Here is a 19806-nt window from a genome sequence, read left to right as displayed (position 1 = left end):
CCGCCAAGGCGGCCCGATCGCCTTTCAAAAAACGCCCATGCATCACGTGCGCCAAATATCGGCTCCCGTGCAAAGGCGTCGCAAGGGGAGAAGGACAGGTGCGCCATGCTACGCCAAGTCCTCCGAATGCCCGATCTCGACACCATACTCGGCACCCGAGTCCAGCATAGTATGCCACAAGCTCTCGGCGAACGTCGCGAACACCAGGACGTTGAACACCGCCTGTCCGTCCCGCGCATCATTGCCGCGCCACAGCGCGACGCTGGTGTGGTCCATCGAGGTGGCTGCCGCGGTTCCGACCGGGAACGCCGCTGGATATAGATCGATCGACGACAGTTTGGCGAGCAGGGCGCGCGCCTTGTCGCCGGAAATGCGGATCAACACCCGCGCATGCGACTGGTCCGACAGCGAAGCCGAGGCCGCGAAACCTGGAGCCAGCGACCCCACCTGATGTCTGCCGCCTTTCGACAGCACGAAGAACTGATCCGGTCCCGACCAGATGAGCGTGGCTTCGGCTGCTCCAGCCGTCTTCGGTGTTTCCGGAACCGCTACGCCGAAATGCGCGTTAGCGGCGCTCGCCATCTCGGCCGCCTTGCCGCGTCGCGCCATCACCTGGACCAGATCGAAATTGCGAATTTCGGTCAGGGTGACGCCGGCCTCGCCATGCGCGCCATACGGTCCCGAAACCAGCGCGCAATCGAGCGGGCTGCGGGTTTCCCAGGAAAACTCAGCCACGCTGGCGCCCTCCATCCGGATCGTAGAACACGGGGTTGCAAATCTCGACGTCATAGTTTTCGCCGCGCAGCGGATCGTGCGCATGCACGATCTCGCCGATGCGCTCGCGACCGCGTTCGACAAGCCCAAGCCCGATCCATTGGTCTGATATCGGCGAGAAGCAGACCGAGGTGACGTAGCCCTGGTCGTTATCAGGCCCGGCTGTCTGCCCCTTCGGAATGATGTGCGCGCCGGAGCGTAGCCGTCGCGTTTTGTCGGTCGGCTTGATGCCGACGACGACCTGCCGATCCGCAGCAACCAACGCCTCGCGGCCGGCCATCACGCGGCCGATGAAATCTTTCTTGGTCGACATCATCTTGCCGAGGCCGAGATCGGCCGCGGTGGTCGTGCCGCTGAGTTCCGGTCCCGCGACATGGCCTTTTTCGATGCGCATGACGCCGAGCGCCTCGGTGCCGTAAGGCGTCACGCCGAACGGCTGGCCCGCGATCATCAGATTGCGGGCCATCGCCTCGCCGTAGCGCGCCGGCACCGAAATCTCGAACGCCATTTCGCCGGAGAAGGAGATGCGGAACAGCCGCGCCTTGACGCCGCCGCGCAACGCGACTTCGCGTACGCCCATGAAGGGGAAGCCTTCGTTGGAAAGGTCTTCCGAAGAATCGACGATCTCTTTCAACAGGTCGCGGGTTTTGGGTCCGGCGATCGAAAATTGCGCCCACTGGTCGGAGACCGAAGTCAGCTGGACATCGAGTTCAGGGAACAGCACCTGCCGGCAGAATTCGAGATGCTGCATCACCAGTCCGGCCTTGGCCGTGGTGGTGGTCAGGAAATAGTGGTCCTCGGCCAGACGCGACGTGGTGCCGTCATCGTAGACGATGCCGTCCTCGCGCAGCATCAGTCCGTAGCGCGCTTTTCCCACCGCAAGATTGGAGAAGGTATTGATGTAGACGCGGTCGAGGAAGGCGCCGGCGTCGGCGCCATGCACGTCGATCTTGCCAAGCGTCGAGACATCGCAGAAGCCGACGCCGGAGCGCACTGCCTTGACCTCGCGGGTCACCGATTCCAGCCAGTCCTTCTCGCCGGCGCGCGGATACCATTGCGCGCGCTTCCACAGACCGGTGTCGACGAAGATCGCGCCCTGTTCGGCGGCCCAGTGATGCGACGGCGTCAGCCGCGTCGCGTGAAAAGTCTCGTCGCGATGATGGCCGGCGAAGGCGCCTATGGCGACCGGCACATAGGGCGGCCGGTAGATTGTCGTGCCGGTCTCGGGAATGGATTTGCCTGTGATCGCCGCCATGATGGCGAGGCCGGCGACGTTCGAGGTCTTGCCCTGGTCGGTTGCCATGCCAAGCGTGGTGTAGCGCTTCAGGTGCTCGACCGATTCAAAACCTTCGCGCTGCGCCAGCTCGATATCCGATGCGGTGACATCATGCTGCTGGTCGACAAAGGCTTTGCCCTTGCCCGCGACATGCCACAGCGGCGTGAGCGAAAAAGCTTGGTCGTCGGCCACCGGCGTGGAGCCTGTACCATTGCCGTGTCCGGCATCACCTGCCGCCGCCGCGCCCGCCGCAAATCCTTCGCGCAGGCAGGCGCCAAGTCCGAAGGCGCCGTTGGCGGCACCCGCGGCAACCATGCCGGGCGGCGCGCCGTCGGGCACGAAGGCGGCGATGTCGTCGCGCCATTTCGGTCGCCCGCGATGATAGGAGGTGAGCCCGACCGCCGGGTTCCAGCCGCCGGAAACGGCAAGCCCATCGGCTTCTACTTCGGCACGCGCGCCGCCGGTGAGTGCGACGGAAATCTTGCGCACGCCATTCTTGCCGCCGTCGATGCCGCTGACGGTGCCATGCAGGACGGGAAAGCCGCTCTTGCTGGCAAGCGAGCGCTGCTCGGGCGCGATTTCCGCGCGCGCGTCGATCACGGCAGCGACCTGCAGCCCGGCGCCGAGTGCCGTCTCGACCGTGCGCCAGCCATCCTCATTGTTGGTGAACAGGGCGATGCGCTTGGCCGGCGCCGCGGCGTAACGTGCGATATAGCTGCGCATGGCGGACGCCATCATCACGCCCGGCGTGTCGTTGCCGGCAAAGACGATTGGCCGTTCGAGCGCGCCCGCCGCGACGACGCAGCGCTTGGCCACGATCCGCCATAGCCGCTGGCGCACCTGGTGCTCCGGCGGCGAGGGCAGGTGGTCGTTGACGCGCTCGATCGCGCCGTAGGTGCCGCCATCATAGACGCCGAACAGCGTCGTGCGCGTCATGATGCGGACATCGGGCATGGCGGCAAGCTCACTGAGCGTGCGCGCAATCCATTCGGCGGCAGGCAATCCGTCGATCATGCCGCCATCGGCAAGCAGCCGGCCGCCGAGGACAAAATCCTCTTCGCACAGGATGACGCGGGCGCCGCTGCGGCCTGCTGCGAGGGCGGCCGCGAGGCCAGTCGGGCCAGAGCCGGCGATCAGCACGTCGCAATGCGCCCAGGCCTTGTCGTAATGGTCTGGATCGGCGATGCCCGCGGCGCGGCCAAGACCGGCGGCACGGCGGATCGCCGGCTCATAGATCGCTTCCCAGAACTTCGCCGGCCACATGAAGGTCTTGTAGTAAAAACCGGCGACGAAGATCGGCGCGAACAGCTGGTTGACCGACATCACGTCGAAGTCGAGCGACGGCCAGCGGTTCTGGCTGGCGGCGTCGAGCCCTTCATAGAGCTCCGCCGTCGTCGCCTTGGTGTTCGGCTCGCGCCGTGCACCGCCGCGCAATTCGACCAGCGCGTTGGGCTCTTCCGAGCCAGCGGTCAGAATGCCGCGCGGGCGGTGATATTTGAACGAGCGGCCAACCAGCTTGACGCCGTTGGCAACCAATGCCGAGGCAAGCGTGTCGCCTTTGAAACCGGAGAAGCTCTTGCCGTCGAAACCGAAGTTGAGCGGCGCCGAGCGGTCGACAAGACCGCCGTCGGCGAGGCGATTGGGTTGAAAGGAAGTCACGATGCACGCCTCACAATCGGAAGGTCGGCGCCGCCCCTCATCGCCCTGTCGGGCACTTCGCCCCGTATAGTGACCGGGCGAAGGCGGCTGGCCGCGATGCTGGCTCTCTTCCTGCAACGCTGGCGATTGGCGAAACCGGCGATGGCAGCGCCCCTCTCCCCGTCCCTATACGGGGAGAGGATGCCGGCAGGCAGGTGAGGGGCAGCGCCGAGTTCGATAGGAAACCTCATTTCGCGACCTGCCTAGCGCCGGCACCTGCCGCTGGTTCGACCGCCGAAATCTCATGCGTCAGCGTGTTGCGGGTGACTTTCAGCCAAGCCCGGCAACCGCCGCCGTGATACCAGTTCTCGTCCATCACGCCGGCGATGTTGTCGCGCAGATAGACGTAATCGTAGACCTCATCTTCCGATGCTCCAGGTGCCGGCCGCACCGGCTTGGCGTCGCCGAGATAGGTGAATTCGCCGAGTTCGCGTTCGCCGCAGAAGGGACAGGTGATGCGCATGGTTCCAGCCGCCTTCAGTGCAGGTTCGGTTGGGCGCCCTGGCCCTTTTCGTCGATGACAGCACCAGACCGGAACCGGTCGAGACGGAAGCGGGCGGCCTCCTCATGCGATTCATCGCGGGCAAGCAGATGGGCGAAGACAAAGCCTGAGCCAGGTGTCGCTTTGAAGCCGCCATAGCACCAGCCGGCGTTGAGGTAGAGCCCGTCGACCGGTGTCTTGTCGATGATCGGCGAACCATCCATCGACATGTCCATGATGCCGCCCCATTGGCGCAGCAGGCGCACGCGGCCGATCATCGGCATCAGCGCCATGCCGCCCTCGCAGACATCTTCCATGACAGGCATGTTGCCGCGCTGGGCGTAGGAATTGTAGCCGTCGATGTCGCCGCCGAAGACCAGCCCGCCCTTGTCGGACTGGCTGACATAGAAATGGCCGGCGCCGAAGGTCATGACACCGGGAATGAGAGGCTTGATCGCCTCCGAGACGAAGGCCTGCAGCACATGGCTTTCGATCGGCAGCCGCAGGCCGGCCATTGCCGCGACGCGAGACGAAGAGCCGGCTACTGCCATGCCGACCTTGCCGGCGCCGATCCTGCCGCGCGACGTCTCGACGCCGGTCACCTTGCCGTTGGCGTCCCTAACAAAGCCGGTGACTTCGCAGTTCTGGATGATGTCGACGCCGAGTTCGCTGGCAGCGTGGGCGTAGCCCCAGGCCACGGCGTCGTGCCGCGCCGTGCCGCCGCGCCGTTGCAGCAGCCCGCCCTGCACGGGAAAGCGCGCATTGTCGAAATTCAGGAACGGGATCATCTTCCTGACCGCCGCCAGGTCGAGCAGTTCGGCGTCGATACCGTTGATGCGCATGGTGTTGCCGCGCCGCGCATAGGCGTCGCGCTGCGCGTCGGAATGGTAGAGGTTGATGACGCCGCGCTGGCTGACCATCGCGTTGTAGTTGAGGTCCTGCTCCATCCGCTCCCACAGCTTCATCGACAATTCGTAGAAGCCGGTATTGCCGGGCAGGCCGTAATTGGAGCGAATGATGGTGGTGTTGCGGCCGGCATTGCCGGAGCCGATCCAGCCCTTTTCCAGCACCGCGACATTTTTGATGCCGAACTCGCTGGCCAGGAACCAGGCGGTGGCCAGCCCATGGCCGCCACCGCCGATGATCACAACGTCATAGCGATCCTTCGGCGCGGCGTCGCGCCAGGTGCGTTGCCAGTTCTTGTGGCCGGAAAGAGCGGCGCGGGCGAGCGAGAAGATCGAGTATTTCATAAAATTATTCCAAGGCCGCTCGCCCTACGCGTTGGAGCTTAGATATCCAGCGTGTGGTCGCGCTCCCACTGCGTGAAGTGCGAAGCATAGGAATTCCATTCCTGGTGCTTCAGCTTTAGGTATGCCGACGAAAATTCCTCACCCAGCGCCGCCTTGAGCGATTTGTCGTGGTCGAACTCGCGCAGCGCGTCGAGCAGGTTGAGCGGCAGTTTCGGCGCATCCGTGACGGTATGGCCGAGCTGGTACATGTCGATGTCGTAGCGCTTGCCGGGATCGGCCTTGGAGCGGATGCCGTCGAGGCCGGCGGCGATGATGACGGCCTGCAGCAAATACGGGTTGGCCGCGCCGTCGGGCAGGCGCAGCTCGAAGCGGCCCGGCCCCGGCACGCGCACCATGTGGGTGCGGTTGTTGCCGGTCCAGGTCACCGTGTTCGGCGCCCAGGTTGCGCCCGAAATGGTGCGCGGCGCGTTGATGCGCTTGTAAGAATTCACCGTCGGATTGGTGATCGCGGCAAGCGCCGAAGCGTGCTTCATGATGCCGCCGAGGAAATTCTTGCCCTTGGCCGAGAGGCCGAGTTCCATCGACTTGTCGGCAAACACATTGGTCTTGCCGGTCTCGTCCCACACCGAGATATGGGCATGGCAGCCATTGCCGGTCAGGCCCTGGAAGGGTTTGGGCATGAAAGTCGCGCGCAGCCCATGCTTTTCAGCGATCGACTTGACCATGAACTTGAAGAAGGAGTGCTTGTCGGCGGTCGGCAACGCGTCGTCGAAGGCCCAGTTCATCTCGAACTGGCCGTTGGCGTCCTCGTGATCGTTCTGGTAGGCGCCCCAGCCGAGCGCCAGCATGTGGTCGCAGATCTCGGCGATGACATCGTAACGGCGCATCACCGCCTGCTGGTCGTAGCAAGGCTTCGAAGCCGTGTCGTATTCGTCGGAGATCGCCTTGCCGTCCGGCGAGATCAGGAAGAACTCGGCCTCGACGCCGGTCTTGACATGCATGCCGTCGGCGGCTGCCTCGGCGATCAGCCGCTTCAGCGTGTTGCGCGGCGCCTGGCCGACCTCCTTGTCGTCCATGATGCAGTTGGCGGCGACCCAGGCGACTTCCGGCTTCCATGGCAGCTGGATGACCGAGTCCGGATCCGGCACCGCCAGCATGTCGGGATGCGCCGGCGTCAGATCGAGCCAGGTGGCGAACCCGGCGAAGCCCGCACCGTCCTTCTGCATGTCGGCGATCGCCTGCGCCGGCACCAGCTTGGCGCGTTGGCCACTGAACAGGTCAGTGTAGGAAATCATGAAATATTTGACGCCGTTCTCTTTGGCGAATGCGGCGAGATCGTTCCCCATTATAGTTCCTCGCTTATGTCTTTGGATGTGTTCTAGAAGCCGTTCTTTCCCGGTATCCAGTTGGTGCCGGCCAGCGGCACGCCGGCCATGGCGGCGGCCTCGATCGTCAATGCGACGAGGTCCTCGGGTTCGAGATTGTGCAGGCTGTTCTTGCCGCAGGCGCGGGCGATGGTCTGCGCCTCCAGCGTCATCACCTTCAAATAGTTCGCCAGCCGGCGCCCAGCGGCCACGGGGTCGACCCGCTTCATCAGTTCCGGATCCTGCGTGGTGATGCCGGCAGGGTCTTTGCCCTCATGCCAGTCGTCATAGGCGCCTGAGGTGGTGCCGAGTTCGTTGTACTCCGCCTCCCAGCGGGGATCATTGTCGCCGAGCGCCACGAGTGCCGCCGTGCCGATCGACACCGCGTCGACGCCGAGCGCCAGCGCCTTGGCGACATCGGCGCCGTTGCGGATGCCGCCGGAGACGATCAGCTGCACCTTGCGGTGCATGCCGAGATCCTGCAGCGCCTGCACGGCTGGCCTGATACAGGCGAGCGTCGGCTGGCCGACATTTTCGATGAACACTTCCTGCGTCGCCGCCGTGCCGCCCTGCATGCCGTCGACCACCACGACATCGGCGCCGGCCTTCACCGCGAGTGCCGTATCATAGTAGGGGCGGGCGCCACCGACCTTGACGTAGATCGGCTTTTCCCAGTCGGTGATTTCACGCAATTCGAGGATCTTGATCTCAAGGTCGTCCGGGCCGGTCCAGTCGGGGTGGCGCGAGGCCGAGCGCTGGTCGATGCCTTTCGGCAGCGTCCGCATCTCGGCGACGCGATCGGAAATTTTCTGGCCTAGCAGCATGCCGCCGCCGCCGGGCTTGGCGCCCTGGCCGACGACGACTTCGATGGCATCGGCGCGGCGCAGGTCGCGCAGGTTCATGCCATAGCGCGACGGCAGGTACTGATAGACCAGTTGCTTGGAATGACCGCGTTCTTCCTCGGTCATGCCGCCATCGCCGGTCGTAGTCGATGTGCCCGACAGCGTCGCGCCGCGCCCGAGCGCTTCCTTGGCCGGGCCGGATAGCGAGCCGAAGCTCATGCCGGCGATGGTGATCGGGATCTTTAGTTCGATCGGCTTCTTCGCATGCCGCGACCCCAGCACCACTGACGTGTCGCAGCGCTCGCGGTAGCCTTCCAGCGGATAGCGCGAAATCGAGGCGCCGAGAAACAGAAGATCATCGAAATGCGGCAGCTTGCGTTTGGCGCCGGCACCTCTGATATCGTAGATGCCGGTCGCCGCGGCGCGGCGGATTTCGGAAAGCGTGTAGTCGTCGAAGGTCGCGGATTTGCGCGGCGTCGTCGGCGGGTTGCGATAGGTCATGCTGCCTCAATACGCGTCGGCGTTGTCGATATTGAAATTGTAGAGCGTGCGCGCCGAGCCGTAGCGCTTGAACTCCGACGGCTTGACGCCGGTCACGCCGGCGCGATCCAGCAGACCCTGCAGCAACTCCAGATGCTCGGGCCGCAACTCCTTGGCAATGCAGTCGGCGCCCAGGCTGTCGACCTTGCCGCGTACGAAGAGCCGCGCCTCGTAGATGGAATCGCCCAGCGCGTCGCCGGCATCGCCCAGCACCACGAGATTGCCGGACTGCGCCATGAAAGCTGACATGTGGCCGATATTGCCGTGCACGACGATGTCGATGCCCTTCATTGAGATGCCGCAGCGCGACGACGCATTGCCTTCGATGACCAGCAGCCCACCCTTGCCGGTGGCGCCGGCATACTGGCTGGCGTCGCCCTTGATGACGATGGAACCCGACATCATGTTCTCGCCGACGCCCGGGCCGGCCGAACCATGCACGGTGATCGCGCTGCCCGAATTCATGCCGCCGCAGTAATAGCCGACGCTGCCGCGCACATCGATGCTGACGGGCTGGTCGACGCCGACGGCGACCGAATGGCTGCCTTTCGGGTTGAGCACTTCCCACGCCGTCTCGTTCGAGCCGGGAGCCAGATTGTGCAGCGCCTGGTTGAGTTCGCGCAGCGACAGGACGTCGAGGTCGAAGACGCGCGCATGGCTGTCGCGCATTGCCTTGGAGGTTGCCGGCATGAACTCAATGCTCCCAGAAATAGACGGTTGCGGGCTCCGGTTCCCAGATCCTCGCATTGTCTATGCCGGGCAGTTTGGTCAGCGCGCGATATTCCGAGCCGAAGGCGACATACTGGTCGGTCTCGGCCATCACGGCGGGCTTGCAGGCGATCGGATCGCGCACCACGCCAAAACCGTTCTTGGTGCCGACGACGAAGGTGAAGAAGCCGTCGAGGTCGGAGAGCGTGCCTTCCAGTGCCTCGCCGAGGTTCTTGCCATGGGCCATCTGCGAGGAAAGGTAGGCGGCCGCCACCTCGGTATCGTTCTCGGTCTCGAATTTCATGCCTTCGCGCACCAGCTCGCGGCGGACATTGTTGTGGTTGGACAACGAACCATTGTGCACCAGGCACTGGTCGGCACCCGTCGAGAATGGATGCGCGCCCATCGTCGTCACCGCCGATTCCGTCGCCATGCGGGTGTGGCCGATGCCATGCGTGCCGGTCATCTTGCGGACATCGAAGCGATCGACGACAGCTTCTGGCAGGCCGACTTCCTTGTAGATCTCCACCGCTTCGCCGGCGCCCATGATGCGGATGTCGGGCCTGAGCGACTGAAGGGCTTCACGCGCCGCGTCGACCTTGTCGGGCGTGGTCCTGACCACCGCGTGTGTCGATTTGACCGCAATGCTCACCGGCGCTCCGAGAGCCTTGGCGAGTTCGGCGTCCAGGCCGCGGAAATCGCGTTCCGGCTTCGGCGACTGGATGGTGATCTTGGCCTCGTTGCCTGATGTCGCGCCATAGATGGCGATGCCGGCGCTGTCAGGGCCGCGATCGCTGAGCGATACCAGCATCTCCGACAGCATAGCGCCGAGCTTCGGCTCCAGCGCCTTGTCCTTCAGGAAAAGTCCAACGATTCCGCACATGTCAGCCTCCCGACGTTTGTGACTAGAGATGATGTACCGAATGAAATCCTGGAATTCAATGGGATGAAAAAAATTTTCCTCTGATTACGTATGCGGCTCAATGCCACTCCGCGTATTATCCCCCTGCGGTCGGGCATTATGAGCCCATTTGGCGGTACGGATGCGGGCGATCTTGTAGGCGTCGAGGATCGACAGCGCATAGATCAGAAAGCCGCCCGCATGACGGCCGACGAAGCTCGCATCCGGCGGCGAAATCTTGGCGGTCACCCAGGCCAGGATGACCATGAAGAAAAGGAACTGCAGTCCGCGCACGGGTACGCCAAGAATGACATGACCGCTTGCCGGCAGCACGATTGCGGCGCCCATGACGAGATAAGGGCTCACGGGTGCCGGCGATGTGTTTGAAGTGCTCATGCCACCTGCCGTTCGCCTTGGTTGATGGCGTCCCGCAGCTTCGAGAGAGAGACGAGCAGCCGCTCGATCAGCGTCGCATCGATCCGCGTGTCACCGAACGCTGCTTGCCGGAAGACGCCGTAGCGTGCGCGCTCTGCCTCGGCCAGCAGCCACACGATGCGCACTCCGTTTGGCGTGATCAGCAGCTCCTTGGCGCGGCCATCCGCAAAGGTTTCAAGATGACCGGCGATGATGCCTTGCGGGAAACGCGTGCCTCTGCGATCCGTCCGCAGCACCGCTTCGGCTGGAAATCCCGGAGCTTTCGGCAGCGTGTGGTCCAGATGATCGAAATTGGAGAAGGTCGTCGGTGAGCCCGGCCGCATCATCATGTCGAAAATGGCGGGTACCGCGACCTTCTCGGTGATCGAAACACTAAGCCAGCGCGCCGGCAGTTTCCGCGTCGCCAGCGTGTCGACGATGGTGCGCAACTGGACGCGTTGGCCATTCCACGAACCTTCCCAGGTGATGACGCCGGCGGTGCCGTCCGAGACATTGGCCGCGTCCGCGACGACGGCGCGAATGCTGGCATCGTCGTCGGCGAGCGCTGCCGAGGCCCTGTCGCGGCTGCGGCGTGCCAGCCACGCAAAATGAAGGACGAGAGCCAGGACAATTGCCCCGGCAAGCAGTGCTGATGTCACTTCGGACATTTTTTCGTGCAAGGCCCGTCCAGATCCTGGGCGGGCCTACTCCCATCAATAGCCCTGCGGCTTCGGCCACGGCATGGTGAACTGGTCGCCCCGCCGCACGAATTTGTAGCGGTAGAAATGGAACCACAGCGAGATCAGGAAATAGAAGGCGACCATGGCGATCAACTGCGAGCCGAAGCCGAGGAAGATGGCGAAGAAGGTCACCACGCACAGGCAGAACAGGACGATTGCCGGCAGCGGGTGGAAGGGGTGCGTGTAGCCGCGGCGGATCGAGCCCAGCGGCCACTTCTTCCTGAACATCATGATGTTGATGCTCATGAAAGTGTATTGCAGCACGCCCGACAGGATCGAGAAGGTGATCGCCTGGTTGAGATCGGCGATGAAGGCGAAGGCCAGTGCGATCGGCAGCAGGAACAGGATCGACCGGTAGGGCGTGCGGTATTTCGGATGGACCGCCGAAAACCAGCTCGGCAGATAGCGGTCGCGGCCAAGCGAGAACCAGGCGCGCGCCGCGTCGTTGATGCAGCCATTGGCGGAGGCAAGCGCGGCGAGCAGCGTCGCTATGAACAGAAGGTTCTCCAGCAGCGGGCTCCCGGTCAGCTTGCCGGCGTCCCACAGCGGATAATAGGTGATGCCGAGATATTCCCAGGGCATCAGCGAGGCGCAGACATACCAGGTCATAGCGGCGGCGATCAGAAGCGTGATCATGCCGGCCATGGTGCCGTAGGGCAGGGAACGTGCCGGCGAGCGCACTTCCTCGGCCGCCTGCGTGGTGCCTTCGATGCCGAGATAATACCAGATGCCGAACTGGAAGGCGGCGATGACGCCGATCCAGCCATAGGGCAGCGCGTTGCCTGGAGTGACCAGTTCGTTGAGCTTCAGCACCGCGCCTTGCGTCCACGGGCTGACCGAGAAGAACAGGACGACGATCGAGACATAGGCGATGGCCGTTATGACGAAGTTGACGTTGAGCGTCATCAGCACGCCGCGATAGTTGAGCCAGGCCAGAACCACGATGGTGGCGGCGATGAAGGAATTGTGGGTCAGCCCTTCTACACCCGCCTTGGCGACGATGGTGTCGCCGAGCAGGATGGCGTCGGAGACTTCCAGCATCGTATAGGCAAAGACAAGGAACAGCGCGACGTTGAACGCCATCAGCGGGCCAACGATGTGCTTGGCCTGCGCATATTGGCCGCCGGCGGCGGCCACCGTCGACGTCACCTCGGAATCGATCATGGCCACCGAGGTGTAGAGCAGCCCGACGACCCAGCACACGATCAGGGCCGCCAGCGCGCCGCCCTTGTCGGCCGAGAAATTCCAGCCGGTGAACTCGCCGACCAGAACGATGCCGACACCGAGCGCCCAGACATGGGCCGGGCCTAGCACCCGAAGCAGCGATACCCGATCGCCGTGAATTGTGGTGGTGGTGGTGTTTTCAAGCGCGACCGTCATCGATCAATCCCCACTCAGATCCGGTGTTTTTCGGAAACGGCTTCAAGCTCGCCTTCGCGCGACGAGGTCAGAACGTCCTCGGAGTAGTTCGTATCGACCTTGAACCAGTCGTAGAGCATCCAAAGCGCGAGCACGATCGAGATGCCCCAGCATGCGTAAGAGAGTGCCACCCACATGATCGTGTCCCCAAATTCTTCGTCGTCAAACTCTATTTGTCGTCGAACTTTTCGTTGATGACATCGCGATATTCGCGGTCGGATGCCCTGAACAGGAACACAAAATAACCGATCAGCACGGCCGCCATGATGATCAGCGTCGGCCAGTCGATGATGTAGTGGAACCGGTTCTGGATGACGTCGTGCGCGGTCTCCGGCGTATAGCCGAGCTTTTCCCAGATCGAGGCCATGGTCGGATTCTGCCCGAGCGCTTCCCAGGTCTTGGCATCGAGCGCATCGATGGATTTCGCGGCACCGGCAAGACCAAGCTTCAGCGGCAGCCACAGCGCCACGAAGATGGCGACCACGACAATGGCGATATCGAAGACTTGCCCGGCCTTGCTCTGCTCCGGCGGCGTATAGCGGGACATTGTTTCTCCCCTCAGGACTTGCGGTTGCGGGACGCGTCGGCGTTCTTGATGTCGAGCCCGTAGATGAACTCCTTGTCTTCCTTGTAGTGTTTGACCATCGCCAGGATGGCTGCCGTGTTGAAGATGAGCACCGCGGCGGCGGCCAGGGCGACGACGGCCTTGATGCCGCCCTGCGGAATGTATGGCCATGTCATGAAGAGGACGAAGAGGATCGTCGCCCACAGGCAGACGATCAGGAGCGCGGATCCGCGCAAGTCGGAGCGGTACAGCGCCTCGATGCGCTGCTGCAGGTCTGACATCGGTTTTCCCCTTCTTTGCCGACGTCCGGTTCCGAATCCACCGCCCGCCGCTCTCTTTCAAGAGAGTGAAATTTTTTTCATAAGTTCCGCCCGAATCTCGGACTTGTCAAGACCAATTTACGTGGCGTTAACCGCTCGTTTCGAGTGAACAATTTTGCCTGACAATGAAATTATTTGCTTCAAGGGATTGCAGGCTTCCCGCGTTTGCGGTCAATATTCCATCCAAAGCTCCGGCCTCAGGCAAGGAGCAGGGAACAGCAGGACTTTCGAACGGAGGACGAGCGGATGACGGCATCCTGGAGATTTTCAACCCTGGCGGATCGCCATCGCGCTCTGGGGTCGAAACTCGAAGACTGGAGCGGTATGGGCACCGCCTGGACCTACGACAAGGATGCCGATGAGGAATATATCGCCATCCGCACCAAGGCCGGGCTCATGGACGTTTCCGGCCTGAAGAAGGTGCACATCACAGGGCCGCACGCCTCGCATCTCATCGACCTCGCCACAACGCGTGACGTCGAAAAAATCTATCCCGGCAAGTCGGCCTATGCCTGCATGCTGAACGAAGCGGGAAAGTTCACCGACGACTGCATCCTCTACCGCACGGGACCGAATTCCTGGATGGTGGTGCACGGCTCGGGCACCGGCCACGAGGAACTGCAGCGGGCGGCGATGGGCCGCGACGTGTCGCTGCGCTTCGACGACAATCTGCACGATTTGTCGCTGCAGGGGCCGGCGGCGGTCGACTATCTGGCCAAGCACGTGTCCGGCATCCGCGACCTCAACTATTTCCATCACATGCAGACGCAGCTGTTCGGCTTCCCCGTCATGATCTCGCGCACCGGCTATACCGGCGAGCGCGGATACGAGATCTTCTGCCGTGGCCAGGATGCCGGCACGATCTGGGACAGGATCCTCGACGAGGGCAAGGGCGGCGGCATCATTCCGTGCCGCTTCACCACCCTCGATATGCTGCGCGTCGAGAGCTACCTCTTGTTCTACCCGTATGACAATTCGCAGAAATACCCGTTCGAGAACGAAGGCCCCGGCGACACGCTTTGGGAACTCGGGCTCGACTTCACCGTCAGCCCCGGCAAGACCGGGTTCCGCGGCGCCGAAGAGCACTATCGCCTGAAAGGCAAGGAGCGCTTCAAGATCTACGGCGTCCTGCTCGACGGCAAGGAACCGGCCGATGAAGGCGCTCCGATCTATCGCGACGGCAAAAAGGTCGGCGTGGTCACCTGCGCCATGTATTCGCCGCTGGTCGAGAAATCGATGGGCATCGCCCGGCTCGACGTCGACTGCGCGGTCAAGGACACCAAGCTCGAAATCCGTAACAAGAGCGGTCCCATCAAGGCGACGGCGCAGCCCTTGCCGTTCGACGATCCCAAGAAGACCAAGCGCACGGCGAAAGGCTGAGGCATAATCGACGAGGGGTTTCGAGGCACAAAGACAGAATGGCAGCCAAGACCATCATCAGCCGGCCGATTTACGGGACCTTGTCTCCGCAGCCCGGCACGCATCATCTTTTCCTAGCGGATGCGGAAGGCGCGCTCGCGATAGCGGACATGGCCGCCAGGGCTCCGGGCGGGTTCTTCGACGGGGCCGAAATCGTCTTCATTCCCGGTCCTGACGGCCAATACGTTGCCGCTCTCGAAGCGTTGAAGCCGGCGCAACTGCACATCGCGCCGTCCTTCGCCAGTCTGCTGCCACGTCTGAGGCAGACGCTGACCAACGCGCATATGGGTCTGCGCCTCTATCTCGCCGGCACCGAAGGGCTGATCGGCCAGGCCATGCAGGTGGCGCTCGAAGCCGGCATCGATCACACCTCCATGCAGACCGAGCATCGCGGCTCGCTGGCAAGGCGCATGCAGTGCGTGCACTGCAAGGGCATCACCGAGAATGTCACGACGCAGCCGGCGACCTGTTCGCATTGTGGCCTGCTTCTGTTGGTACGCGATCACTATTCAAGGCGCCTCGCCGCGTTCCAGGGCGTCTGCATCAATGCCGAAGATCGCAGTGAAATTCCTCCCATGGAGGAGATCTTTCGATGAGCACCGGAACCACCAAGCTCGACGTCGTCGTCGGCGATGTCGTCCCGGTCAACGACTTGGTCACCCGTTTCCATTTTCGCCGGCGTGATGGTGAGCTGTTGCCGACCTTTTCCGGCGGCGCCCATGTCGTGGTCGAGATGCGCGATGGCGAGCGCACAAGGCTCAATCCCTATTCGCTGATGGGCTCGCCGCTCGACACGCGCGAATACACCATCTCGGTGCGCCGCGACGATGTCGGTCGTGGCGGCTCGCTGTTCATGCACAGGTCGGTCAAGCCGGGCCTGGAGATGGTGATCAGCTATCCCGTCAATCTGTTCTCACTCGATCTCAGGGCCAAAAAGCACCTGATGCTGGCCGGCGGCATCGGCATCACGCCGTTCATGGCCCAGACCGCGCAACTGGCGGGCGAAGGCGGCAATTTCGAACTGCACTACACCTGCCGCACCGCCTCGCTCGGCACCTATGCCGACGTGCTGCGGGAGCGCTACGGCCGTCGAGTCAGGCTCTATCACGATGACCGCGAGGAGCGCATAGAGCTCGACCGGATGCTGTCCTCGCAGCCGCTCGGCACGCATCTCTATGTCTGCGGCCCCGCCGGCATGATTAACTGGGTGCGCGAGCGGGCTGCCGCGCTCGGCTGGCCGCCGGAGACAGTGCACTACGAGCATTTCGCGGCGCCGCAGCCCGGCCTGCCGTTCGACGTGACGCTTGCCGTCAGCGGCAAGACCATCCGCGTCGGCGAGCAGCAGAGCCTGCTCGAAGCCATCGAAGCCGCCGGCGTCGATCCGCCCTATCTCTGCCGTGGCGGCGTCTGCGGCCAATGCGAGACCAACGTCATCTCTTGTGACGGCAAGTTCATCCACAACGACCATTGGCTGAGTGAGGAAGACCACCGTTCGGGCAGGAAGATCATGCCGTGCGTATCGCGCTTCGAAGGCCGGTCGCTGGTGCTGGAGCGATAGAGCATTTTGCAGCCAAGTTAGTACACTTGGCGTCGCAGAAATGCGGCTAAAACAAAGAGATAGAGCGGGCATCCCCCTCTAGGAGGAAATCATGGGCATCACCTTTCGCAAGGAAACGTTCCGCGACGACTTCACCTTCAGGAACAGCCCTGAGCACATCAGGCGGTTTCCGTTCCCGTTCCACGAAGACAGCTACATGTACGCGGTCAACATCGAGCCGCATGTCGTCGGCCCGAAAGGCTCGGTGCTGGAGAACCTGATCGACGTCGACGAGCACTATGTCGCCGAGATGCAGGACCGCGCACTGGTGCTGGCCGAGGATCCGCTGCGCTGCCAGTCGCTGCCGCACATGACGCTCGCCGGCTGGGACCTGCTGGAACTTTTGATGGAGCAGCAGGCGCTGGGCTATCCCGAGCATTTCACGCTGACGCGCGATGGCGACCGCTGGCGCTGGATCAACCGGCCGCTCGGCATCGACGACACCTTCACCTTCGGCGACACCTCGACCTTGCCTTACGGGCCGATGGAATACATCACCCGCCAGAGCCAGGGCGATTTCTGCATACTCGACCAGCGCGACGGCAATCTGTGGATGGATGCCGGCATGGTCACCACCCAGGCCGACTGGTCGCTCGATTTCGACATCGGCATGAATTTCTTCGAGTGGCACGCCCCGGTGCCGCTGGCGCATGAGAAGGGAATTTTCGTAAGGGCGCTAAAATTCCTCACCAACATCCAGCAGGGCAAACCGGCCAGGCGCCTGAACTGGACGATGACCATCAATCCGCGCCTCGATACCAGCCCCGAAAATTATCACAAATGGGGACCGGACCGCACGACCGTGACGCCCGAGAATGTCGGCGACAAGGTGCATCTGCGGGTCGAACTGCAAAGCTTCTGGCGCCTGCCGCGCTCCAACGGCATCGTCTTCCCGATCCGCTGCTACCTGATCAAGATGGACGAGTTGGTGACGCAGCCGAAATGGGCACGGCGCCTGCACCGCGTGATCCGCGATCTGCCCGAGGAACTGGCCAATTACAAAGGCCTGACCCGGTATCGGTCGACGCTTGTCGAGTGGCTGTCGAAGCTGGATGATGGGAGTGCGACGAGCCCGGGGTTTGGGCCGGAATAAATTGCTGGTATTGGCGCTGCTCTCCACGTAACCAATCTCCCCCACGAGGGGGGAGATCGGCCACTTACCCCGCACTATTCTGCGGATAGCAAATAATCGACAAATAGCGCATCGGCAGCTTCGTCAGTTGTTCGGGCCCGTGCGGTGCGTCGGCGTCGAAGAACAGGCTGTCGCCAGGCTTCATCGGATAGAGGTTGCTGCCGTGCCGGTAAACGACCTCGCCCTCGAGCATGTAGAGGAACTCCATGCCCTCATGCTGGAAAGTCGGGAACACGTCGGAATCCTCGGTCAGCGTGATCAGATAGGGCTCGACGACGACGCCGCTGGTGTTCGAGCCGATATGGCCGAGCAGATTGTATTGGTGGCCGGCGCGCGTGCCGCGGCGTTCGACATCGAGGCCTTGGCCGGCCTTGACGAAGACAGCACTTCGCTCCTCCTCGAAGCGGCGGAAGAAGGCGGTGACGGGAACGCCGAGCGCCCGCGACAGCGCCTGCAAGGTGGTGAGCGACGGCGAGGTGATGCCATTCTCGATCTTCGACAGCATGCCCAGCGAAATGTCGGTGGCAACCGCGAGATCCGCGACGGTGATGCCGAGCTTCTTGCGGAAGGCCCGCACCTCGCGGCCGATCGCGACCTCCAGCACTTTTTCGCGGGTGTCGCGAATGGCGTGCGGGTTTTGTGTCAGTGGCGCGCGGATGGTCCTGCCGTCCGCCGACACTTTCGGTGACGGTTTTGCCTTTGCGCTCGCGGGAGCCTTGGTATCCGAAATTGCCTTTGCCATGTGCCCCCCGATCGTCAGGATTTATTTCACTCAAGGTGAACATGTCAGGTGCCGGTACAGAGCGCAACCGCAACGGCAAGTCATCTTATGTCGCACACGGCAGTGCAGCCATCGCGGCTGCCGCAGGTTTTTCGCCAGGAATCCGCTGTGCGCAAATGCCGTTCCCGCAGATGTCTGTTGACAGCACCAAGCGGCCAATTACTGTCACTGCCAGTGAAATTTGTTTCGCTGGGGAAATCAAAAAGAGGAGGCCCGGAATGAACACTCGCGTTGCCGTTATCGGAGCCGGACCGTCCGGTCTGGCCCAGCTCAGGGCCTTCAAGTCGGCCGCCGACAAGGGCGCCGACATTCCCGAGATCGTCTGCTTTGAAAAGCAGTCCGACTGGGGCGGCCTGTGGAACTACACCTGGCGCACCGGCCTCGACGAACATGGCGACCCCGTCCACGGCTCGATGTACCGCTACCTCTGGTCGAACGGTCCGAAGGAATGCCTGGAATTCGCCGACTACACGTTCGAGGAGCATTTCGGCCGGCCGATCGGCTCCTATCCGCCGCGCGCCGTGCTGTGGGATTACATCAAGGGCCGCGTCGAGAAGTCGGGCCTGCGCAAATGGGTGCGCTTCAACAGCCCGGTGCGCATGGTCACCTTCTCCGACGAGACGAAGAAATTCACGGTTACCGCGCATGACCGCACCAATGACGTGACTTACTCCGAGGAGTTCGACAATGTCGTCGTCGCTTCGGGGCATTTCTCCGTGCCCAACGTGCCCTATTTCGAAGGCTTCTCGACCTTCAACGGCCGCATCCTGCACAGCCACGATTTCCGCGACGCCATGGAGTTCAAGGGCAAGGACATCCTGATCATCGGCCGTTCCTATTCGGCCGAGGACATCGGCTCGCAATGCTACAAGTACGGCGCGAAATCGATCACCTCCAGCTACCGCTCGAAGCCGATGGGCTTCAAATGGCCCGAGAATTGGAAAGAGGTGCCGCTGTTGCAGAAGGTCGTCGGCAAGACAGCGCATTTCAAGGACGGCACGACCAAGGATGTCGACGCCATCATCCTGTGCACCGGCTACCTCCATTCCTTCCCCTTCCTCACCGACGATCTCAAGCTCAAGACCGCCAACCGCATGTGGCCGCTGGACCTCTATGAGGGCGTCGTCTGGGAGAAGAACCCGAAGCTTTCGTACATCGGCATGCAGGACCAGTTCTACACCTTCAACATGTTCGACGCGCAGGCCTGGTTCGCGCGCGACGTCATCATGGGCCGCATCAAGTTGCCCTCGGCGGAGGCGATGGCGGCGCATGGCGCGAAATGGCGCGCCCGCGAGGAAACGCTCGAGGACGCCGAGCAGATGATCTGGTTCCAGGGCGACTACACCAAGGAGTTGATGGACCAGACCGACTATCCCGGCTTCGACGTCGAGGCGGTCAACCAGACCTTCATGGAATGGGAGCACCACAAGGCGGAAGACATTATGAGCTTCCGCGACCACGCCTACCGCTCGCTGATGACCGGCACCATGGCGCCGCTGCACCACACGCCCTGGCTGCAGGCGCTGGACGATTCCATGGAGAGTTACCTTGAGGTAAAGGGCGTCGCGGCGGAGTAGCCGCGGCG

Annotated in this window: 20 protein-coding genes; 5 read left to right on the top strand and 15 right to left on the bottom strand. The window is 62.8% G+C overall.

Annotated features, from left to right (window positions below):
* Positions 1–108 precede the first annotated feature (108 nt).
* From FJ941_RS19175 to FJ941_RS19105, 14 genes are all read right to left on the bottom strand, one after another.
* A complete protein-coding gene (locus FJ941_RS19175) occupies positions 109–735 on the bottom strand; it encodes a sarcosine oxidase subunit gamma family protein (RefSeq protein WP_140507967.1) in 627 nt (208 codons plus the stop codon).
* Complete coding sequence (locus FJ941_RS19170; protein WP_140507965.1) at positions 728–3709, bottom strand: sarcosine oxidase subunit alpha; 2982 nt, start codon at positions 3707–3709, stop codon at positions 728–730. The genes FJ941_RS19175 and FJ941_RS19170 overlap by 8 nt, the downstream gene beginning before the upstream one ends.
* Positions 3710–3935: 226 nt before the next feature.
* Positions 3936–4211 (bottom strand): sarcosine oxidase subunit delta, encoded by a 276-nt coding sequence (locus FJ941_RS19160; protein WP_140507961.1) that lies wholly within the window; start codon positions 4209–4211, stop codon positions 3936–3938.
* A gap of 14 nt (positions 4212–4225) precedes the next feature.
* Positions 4226–5479, bottom strand: coding sequence for a sarcosine oxidase subunit beta family protein (locus tag FJ941_RS19155; RefSeq protein WP_027142254.1), 1254 nt, complete (start codon positions 5477–5479; stop codon positions 4226–4228).
* Positions 5480–5517: 38 nt separating this feature from the next.
* The gene (gene glnT, locus FJ941_RS19150; RefSeq protein WP_140507959.1) at positions 5518–6825 is read right to left on the bottom strand and encodes a type III glutamate--ammonia ligase; all 1308 of its coding nucleotides are present in this window, start codon (positions 6823–6825) and stop codon (positions 5518–5520) included.
* Positions 6826–6857: 32 nt separating this feature from the next.
* Complete coding sequence (locus tag FJ941_RS19145; RefSeq protein ID WP_015318914.1) at positions 6858–8186, bottom strand: FMN-binding glutamate synthase family protein; 1329 nt, start codon at positions 8184–8186, stop codon at positions 6858–6860.
* A 6-nt stretch (positions 8187–8192) separates the two neighbouring features.
* Positions 8193–8894 carry a GXGXG domain-containing protein gene (locus FJ941_RS19140; RefSeq protein WP_246672909.1) on the bottom strand — a complete coding sequence of 234 codons (702 nt, stop codon included), beginning with the start codon at positions 8892–8894 and terminating at the stop codon, positions 8193–8195.
* Positions 8895–8919: 25 nt separating this feature from the next.
* On the bottom strand, positions 8920–9816 hold the full coding sequence (locus FJ941_RS19135; RefSeq protein ID WP_140507955.1) for a glutamine amidotransferase family protein: 897 nt from the start codon (positions 9814–9816) through the stop codon (positions 8920–8922).
* 84 nt (positions 9817–9900) lie between these two features.
* Positions 9901–10230 carry a hypothetical protein gene (locus FJ941_RS19130; protein WP_140507953.1) on the bottom strand — a complete coding sequence of 110 codons (330 nt, stop codon included), beginning with the start codon at positions 10228–10230 and terminating at the stop codon, positions 9901–9903.
* Positions 10227–10916: a hypothetical protein gene (locus tag FJ941_RS19125; RefSeq protein WP_181169870.1), complete on the bottom strand. Its 690-nt coding sequence runs from the start codon at positions 10914–10916 to the stop codon at positions 10227–10229. Before FJ941_RS19125 ends, FJ941_RS19130 begins: the two co-directional genes overlap by 4 nt.
* 45 nt (positions 10917–10961) lie before the next feature.
* The gene (locus tag FJ941_RS19120; RefSeq protein WP_140507951.1) at positions 10962–12368 is read right to left on the bottom strand and encodes an APC family permease; all 1407 of its coding nucleotides are present in this window, start codon (positions 12366–12368) and stop codon (positions 10962–10964) included.
* A gap of 14 nt (positions 12369–12382) precedes the next feature.
* On the bottom strand, positions 12383–12544 hold the full coding sequence (locus FJ941_RS19115; RefSeq protein ID WP_027142261.1) for a hypothetical protein: 162 nt from the start codon (positions 12542–12544) through the stop codon (positions 12383–12385).
* Between the two features lie 32 nt (positions 12545–12576).
* On the bottom strand, positions 12577–12954 hold the full coding sequence (locus FJ941_RS19110) for a hypothetical protein (RefSeq protein ID WP_140507946.1): 378 nt from the start codon (positions 12952–12954) through the stop codon (positions 12577–12579).
* An 11-nt stretch (positions 12955–12965) separates the two neighbouring features.
* Positions 12966–13253 (bottom strand): hypothetical protein, encoded by a 288-nt coding sequence (locus FJ941_RS19105; protein WP_140507945.1) that lies wholly within the window; start codon positions 13251–13253, stop codon positions 12966–12968.
* Between the two features lie 285 nt (positions 13254–13538).
* Between FJ941_RS19105 and FJ941_RS19100 the strand changes: the two genes are divergently transcribed.
* The 4 genes from FJ941_RS19100 to FJ941_RS19085 all read left to right on the top strand — a co-directional run bounded on the left by FJ941_RS19100 (position 13539) and on the right by FJ941_RS19085 (position 17401).
* Positions 13539–14672, top strand: coding sequence for an aminomethyltransferase family protein (locus tag FJ941_RS19100; protein ID WP_140507943.1), 1134 nt, complete (start codon positions 13539–13541; stop codon positions 14670–14672).
* Between the two features lie 38 nt (positions 14673–14710).
* Positions 14711–15307 carry a dimethylamine monooxygenase subunit DmmA family protein gene (locus FJ941_RS19095; protein WP_140507941.1) on the top strand — a complete coding sequence of 199 codons (597 nt, stop codon included), beginning with the start codon at positions 14711–14713 and terminating at the stop codon, positions 15305–15307.
* Positions 15304–16269, top strand: coding sequence for a PDR/VanB family oxidoreductase (locus tag FJ941_RS19090; RefSeq protein ID WP_140507939.1), 966 nt, complete (start codon positions 15304–15306; stop codon positions 16267–16269). Before FJ941_RS19095 ends, FJ941_RS19090 begins: the two co-directional genes overlap by 4 nt.
* A gap of 91 nt (positions 16270–16360) precedes the next feature.
* The gene (locus tag FJ941_RS19085) at positions 16361–17401 is read left to right on the top strand and encodes a DUF3445 domain-containing protein (protein WP_140507937.1); all 1041 of its coding nucleotides are present in this window, start codon (positions 16361–16363) and stop codon (positions 17399–17401) included.
* A 64-nt stretch (positions 17402–17465) separates the two neighbouring features.
* Here the strand turns inward: FJ941_RS19085 and FJ941_RS19080 are convergent, their stop codons facing one another.
* A complete protein-coding gene (locus FJ941_RS19080; RefSeq protein WP_140507935.1) occupies positions 17466–18182 on the bottom strand; it encodes an XRE family transcriptional regulator in 717 nt (238 codons plus the stop codon).
* A 257-nt stretch (positions 18183–18439) separates the two neighbouring features.
* Between FJ941_RS19080 and FJ941_RS19075 the strand changes: the two genes are divergently transcribed.
* Positions 18440–19798, top strand: a complete 1359-nt coding sequence (locus tag FJ941_RS19075) for an NAD(P)/FAD-dependent oxidoreductase (RefSeq protein WP_140507933.1) — start codon at positions 18440–18442, stop codon at positions 19796–19798.
* The last annotated feature ends 8 nt before the right edge of the window (positions 19799–19806 follow it).

The organism is Mesorhizobium sp. B2-3-13 (assembly GCF_006442195.1).
GTDB lineage: Bacteria > Pseudomonadota > Alphaproteobacteria > Rhizobiales > Rhizobiaceae > Mesorhizobium > Mesorhizobium salmacidum.
Note: the sequence above shows the minus strand (reverse complement) of the source record. Positions and strands in the feature narration are given on the sequence as shown.